General features: G+C 56.8%; 3 protein-coding genes and 2 pseudogenes. 2 read left to right on the forward strand and 3 right to left on the reverse strand.

The annotated features are described in order from the left end of the window. Positions 1 to 25: 25 nt before the first annotated feature. The 3 genes and pseudogenes from LJ656_RS30395 to LJ656_RS30405 all read right to left on the reverse strand — a co-directional run bounded on the left by LJ656_RS30395 (position 26) and on the right by LJ656_RS30405 (position 4,504). Complete coding sequence (locus tag LJ656_RS30395; RefSeq protein ID WP_230513166.1) at positions 26 to 505, reverse strand: nuclear transport factor 2 family protein; 480 nt, start codon at positions 503 to 505, stop codon at positions 26 to 28. A gap of 627 nt (positions 506 to 1,132) precedes the next feature. Next, positions 1,133 to 2,681, reverse strand: a pseudogene (locus tag LJ656_RS30400) (glycoside hydrolase 5 family protein). A gap of 377 nt (positions 2,682 to 3,058) precedes the next feature. Further along, positions 3,059 to 4,504: an IS1182 family transposase gene (locus tag LJ656_RS30405; protein WP_230513167.1), complete on the reverse strand. Its 1,446-nt coding sequence runs from the start codon at positions 4,502 to 4,504 to the stop codon at positions 3,059 to 3,061. Positions 4,505 to 4,696: 192 nt separating this feature from the next. Here LJ656_RS30405 and LJ656_RS30410 point away from each other — a divergent pair. Beyond that, positions 4,697 to 5,719 (forward strand): annotated as a pseudogene (locus LJ656_RS30410) (IS110 family RNA-guided transposase). A gap of 324 nt (positions 5,720 to 6,043) precedes the next feature. Continuing rightward, the coding region (locus LJ656_RS30415; protein ID WP_486651455.1) for a transposase at positions 6,044 to 6,260 on the forward strand (217 nt) is incomplete at its 3' end.

The following is a 6,260-nucleotide window of genomic DNA, read 5'->3' on the forward strand; positions in this document are numbered from 1 at the left end:
GCCTTCCTTTTGCCGGAACGGATGATTACCTCAGTGCATCGGCGGGCAGCGCATTCCCGCCCGCGCTGGACGCGCTCTCGTTGCTGTGTGCAAGCGCAGGCGTCAACAGTCGCACGCCGTACCACCCCCAATAGACGCGATGGCATTGAATCAGGCCGTGCCCAATCTCCATCATCTCCATGAGATCGACTTGCTGGCCTTTCGGTGCTTCGCGTGGGTATTCCCACGTCAATTGCTGACCATTTGCGAAAAACGTGCCGGTTCGATACCACTGAGCAAGATCGCTCGGGAATTTGCGAATGCTGTCTTCGAAGAATGTCTTGATAGCAATGCGCCCGCGAATCAGGCCCGACCGACGCTCAGGATAGACGGCCAGCGCTAGCGGTGTCTCGAGCAGGGCGTCTTCCGCATAGAGCGCGGCCGTACCGGCCAGATCCCTCTTGCGCACCCTGTCGTGCCAAGCCTCGTAAATGTGGGTGATCGAGGGATCGATAGTCTGGTTCATGGCACCTCCTCACTCGGATATATTAGGGCGCCATACAATGTCATCCGCTGCACGCCGAGGCTAACTATAAAGGCACCCACGCGGCCGATGTTTCGATGTGTATCGAAGTGTGCCAGAACTGGAAGTGCATCTTGACTCAATGAACATGGCGTCTGTGTGCCCGAAGACCAGCCCCTTAATCCAATGGTGATTGTTGAATTGATCGACGTTTGCCATTCGGCAGTCTCCTGCGTTGAGCGTTCATTCAGACACGCGAGCGAAGGACCGAAACTCGCCGAACCTTGCGTGATGTCCCGCACTCGTAGACTCCCGTGCTGCGCATCGCGCGTCAGACTGTAGCCGACTCTGAACGGACGACCGGGTTGCCGGATAGCGGCCGTTCATATATTGAAAGTCGCTTCGCTCGAATCCGACGCCAACTCAAATTATTTCATCAGCGCAGACTCCTTCTGTCGCCTCTGAAAGTGAGATTCTGGTTTCGCGAAGACACTCTGGAGGCTTGCTCCTGGGCAAATGGGAGTCGTGAACGTTTGGTATGCTGGCATGATTTGGGCGAACCGTGCGCTGCTGGAATTCGTCGTGTAACGCACGGCTCAAACTGATGAACATGAATGCCCATCGCTGCAGTTAGTTCCCCTGCGCGTTGAACCAGCCCGGACCTATCGGTGCGTATCCGCCTGTGCCGGCAGCGGCAGCCGCTGCACTTGCACCGAAATTAGGCCACGCGGGGTAGTACTGACTCGATGCCGCCTGAGAGGTGCCTTCGATCTTCGCCGCACCCGGGGTGCCCGTCGAGCCAGTCGTCGAACCGAGCGTCATAATGCCGAAGTACGGTTCGTAGATGTTCGTGCTGCCGGGCAAGGACAGCGCCTGATCCGAATAAGAGTACGCATACACCGGACCGTACGCCCCCTTCGTTTGCTGCCCGATCCAGGCCATCAGAGCGCTATATTCGCGTGCCTGATTGGCCTGTGTGTAGTACGGCGCATTCTGCAAGGTTTGGAAATTGGCGTTCGTGTACTGCGTCGAAGAACCGCCCAATTGCCCCGTGAAATTTGTCGCACCATCCGAGCCGGTGGTCGGCACGCCAAACTCCGTGAGGGCGATCGTCTTCGCTCCATCGCCGTGCGCACTCATCTGGTCGCGCAGGCTCGTGCCCGTGTAGCTCGAGAATGTATTCCCGCTGCTGGACGGCCAGCCATACGAGGGAGATGAAAAGGTATGCCACATCATGTTGAACGGATTCGAGTATTGCGGGAACGTCGAATTGAGCGTCGCGCTCGGGCACTGGTCGGGCGCTGACTGCCAGTCGTCGCCATAACAGTAGGGGTGGTGGGCAAGTGCATCAAAGTACCCTTGGGCACCGTCCGCGTACATCACCGCCAGCCAGTCGCGCGGGTCCCATTGCGTAGGCGCCGGGAAGCTGGAATTGGTCGAATTAACGAGCCCTGCGATACCGTTCGACGGCAACGCGCCGCTTGTATTATTCGGATACGTGGTACAGCCTGAACTACCACCGGCATATACATAGGCGCGAGGATTTGCCTGCTTGATCGCCGGATAGACGCTCTTCAGGATCGTCGTGTAGAGAGCGGGATCGTGAGGCTTGAAATCAATGCCGCAGTTGGGCTCGTTCCAGATCTCCCACGCGTCGACCTCACCGCCATAGCTATCGCTGCTGTAATGTTTGGCAGCGGCCCGAGCGAAACTGGTATAGAGCGCGGGATCCGGCGCGCACAGCCAGGATGAAACCCCGTTCGCCTGCTGGTAGCTGCTCGAGCACTCTGAGCTCACTGCCCACGGAGGGGTTAGTGTAATCAGGCCCAGCACCCGTAAGCCGTTGTTACGGGCGGCACGAATGAGCGTGTCCGCCACTCCCCACGTCAATCCGCTGCTTGTGCCTGGATTAGGATCGCTGGAGTTGATCGTCGTTTGCGAGGGTTGAGTTTGCGCCCAGTCGATGCCGATTCGAACCCAGCGGACGTTCGTCGCCGCGACGGCGGCCATGTAGTTGTTGATAGCTTGGGTTGTTGGGATTCTGGTTGAGGATGTCGTTGATTTCGCTGCCCAGGTTAATACCTGTCACGGGTGTATTGGTCTGGCCGATCGCAGCCTGGCACCCGAACAGCGCCATAATGAGCACACTCCAGCCGAACCTGGATCCTGCTGAATTCAATCGATTGAACCGACTTCTCGTCCAGATAAATCTTATTTTATTTAACAGGAATCCTATCGTATCTACAATCATTATCTCTCTCCGTTTCTTCTCCGAAGATAAAATTCTTCGTTACGAAAGTAAAACATATCACGGCGCTTTTTATATCGAGAGTGAATCTTTTAATAAATAACGATATTTGACTATTAAGAAATGCGTATTGGTTCGTTGGCGATTGTCGCCAATCTGGGCGTGTCGGCCCAATGACCGTTCGTGGCCGAGCCTGTGTGGAAACAGACTTTTTGCTGTCGAGGTAGATTCACCGGGCAGCCGAACCTTCGTTTGGAAGGTCGAGCGATCGCGCTAACGGCGTAAGCCGCAAGAAGGCCCCTCGGGCCTCATCCTCCAGCCGTTCTCAGGCCCTTCATCGTCCTCGCAAACCCAAGTATATTCATGACGCGTTTGAGGTTGTAAGCCAACACCTGAAGGCTCATTTCGGTACTCACCGGTCCAAGCTTGCGGGTCAGGAAGTGTGTGGCACCCATCCAGTGCTTGAGCGTACCGAATACATGCTCGACCGTACTTCTGCGGATGGTCATTGCGTCTGGCTTGCGGTCCAGCCGCCGCTGCATGGATTCCAGTATATGTTCGTGCTCCCATCGTCGGATGCGGCGATAGTCGCTGGGCGAGCAGCGCTCCTTGAGGTGGCAACGCGGGCAGGCGCTGGGCCAGTACACCCGCAGATTCATGTCATGCTCGACAGTCGTGAATCGATGAACAGCACGCTCACCAGCTGGGCATCGATAGACATCGTCTTTTGCGATGTAGATGAAGTCGCGTTTGGTAAAGAGACCTTTCTTCCTGGATGCCGAGGTGAGTGGCTTGGGGACATACGCCTTGATGCCGACCAGTTCGCACGCGCGGATATCAGGGCCGCTAAAGTAGCCTCGATCGGCTAGCACCTTCAGTCCAGACTTGCCCATCGCCTCCCTTGCTGCCAGGGCCATCCTGCTGAGTTGTCCATGATCGCCTCCGACATTGGTCACCTCGTGTTCAACGATCAGGTGGTGCTTCGTGTCTACGGCGGCCTGTACGTTGTAGCCTACCGTTCCGGTTCTTTTGCCGCCGCTGGTCATGGAACGGGAATCCGGATCTGTAAGGGATAGCTGTTTGTCCGGTTGCCTCTTCAATTGCTCCCGGATCTGCTCGAGTTCACGCATCTGCTGGCGCAGGAGGGCGATCTTCTCGTACAGGCGCACGGTCTTGACATCGAAGCCTGTTGGGCTCGTCCGGTCGGCGGTATCAATCGCGTCGAGGTATCGCTGAACGCTCTCCTCAATCTGTTGTTGACGCTTGTCGATCTTGCCTGCTGTGTAGTTTCTGTCGCGGCTGTTCACGGCCTTGAACTTGCTGCCGTCGATGGCCACTACGTCGCTGGAGAGCAGCTTCAGTCCACGGCATAGTTCGACGAAGCGCCGGCATACGTTGCGAATCGCCGCACCGTTGTCGCGCCGGAAGTCGGCGATCGTCTTGAAGTCCGGTGCCAGCCGTCCTGTTAGCCACATCATTTCAACGTTACGCTGGCATTCGCGCTCAAGACGTCGGCTCGACGGTACACGGTTCAGATATCCGTAGATATAGACCTTGAGCATTACGCCCGGGTGGTACGACGGGCGGCCCGTGAGGGCAGGCGTAGCACCGTTGAAACCGAGTTCCGCAAGATTCAGTTCGTCGACGAACACGTCTATGATCCTCACGGGATTGTCCGGGCCGATGTAATCATCGACGCATTCGGGAAGTAGTGCGACCTGCTTGCGGTCATCGCCTTCAACGAATCGCTTCATGAGTCACCCGGTCTCAGTGCGTTGATTCAGTCTAGGCGATCAATGCGTTTTCACACAGGCTCGGCCGAGATGGAATGGACACCGCCCTCCCTCCGGGGAAGTGAGCACGATTGAGAGGGCCCCCAGGACCGAACGGCATCAATGTGCCAGAGTGGAGTTGCGACACAACCACTTGAGGAACGGAGGCCCTAGATGAATGCTACGACATACGGACTCGATATTGCAAAGCGGGTGTTCCAGCTGTACTGGGTGGACGCCCAGACCGGCGAGATTGCGAATCGGAAGTTCTGACGTGACGACCTGATTGCATTTTTGGCGCAGCGCCCCGCTGGTCGGGTCGCCCTTGAGGCCTGCGGCAGTGCTCATTGGTGGGCACGTAAGATCCGCGCGCTCGGACACGAGGTCGTGCTATTACACGCTCAATTCATTCGGCCTTTCGTGCAAACGAACAAGACTGACGCGGCGGACGCCCGGGCAATCTGGACTGCCGTGCAGCAACCCGGCATGCGCACGGTTGCCGCCAAGACAGAGGATCAGCAAGTGATGCTGAGCCTTCACCGTATGCGCTCGTTGCTCATCAAGTTCCGGACGATGCAGATAAATCAGCTGCGTGGGCTGCTGTATGAATTCGGCGTTACGTTTCGGGCAGGACGCGTTGCAGGGCTCGATGAGATCAGGGAGCGCATGGCGGAACTTGAAGACGCACTGCCACGATCAATCATTCTTAACCTTCTCGAACAGTAGCGTCGCATCAACCTGCTTGAGGAAGACATCAATCTACTCGAGAAGCGGATTGGGACCTGGCAGAAACAGGAAGCGGCATGTCGAGCGATCTCCGAAGTGCCGGGCATCGGCCGCCTGACCGCAACGGCCCTGGTAGCAACCATTGGAGATGCGAAGACATTCAGATCGGGGCGCGAGTTTGCAGCGTTTCTGGGGCTTGTTCCTCGGCAGAATGGTACTGGCGGAAAGATCCGTTTAGGCTCGATCTCCAGGCGAGGTGATCCATACCTGCGTACGTTGTTGATACATGGGGCACGTTCTGTTCTGGGTCACACCAAGGTGCCAACCGCATGGCAAAAGGCAATACAGGCGCGACGTCCAGCAAATGTAGCAACAGTGGCCCTAGCGAACAAAATGGCGAGAATTGCCTGGGCGATCCTCGCTCACGGGACTTCGTACGAAGCGCATCATGTGAGCAACAGACCGGCATAGCGGGATGAGCACTTTGAAGCGTTGAGGAACTGGTAGGTTGCTTGGGTTGATTTCAATGTGATGGCGAGACAGGTCGGACCGCAGGAACGCAAACCTGAACACAGTCTTGTGCTTCAAGCACGTGGCCGAGATGAGGACGTTCCTGGCGAATTCCATCAGGGCCCGCAGCTTCGGCTTGCAAAAGGCCGCATATAAGACCGCAGCCGATACCTCGTTCACGTATCACACAAGATCAACCTGGCAAACCGGGCGGTGTCCATATAAGCCTGTGTGAAAACGCAGTCATCGCCTAAACTGAATCAACTCATTGAGACTGGGTGACTCATGAAGCGATTCGTCGAAGGCGATGACCGCAAACAGGTCGCACTACTTCCCGAATGCGTCGATGACTACGTCGGACAGGACAATCCGGTGAGGGTAATAGAAGCCTTCGTCGACGAGCTGGATCTTTCCGAAATTGGCTTCAACGGCACAACACCGGCGCTCACGGGCCGCCCGTCCTACCACCCAGGCGCGATGCTCAAGATCTATATCTACGGGT

This window comes from Paraburkholderia sejongensis (assembly GCF_020880815.1).
Lineage (GTDB): Bacteria > Pseudomonadota > Gammaproteobacteria > Burkholderiales > Burkholderiaceae > Paraburkholderia > Paraburkholderia sejongensis.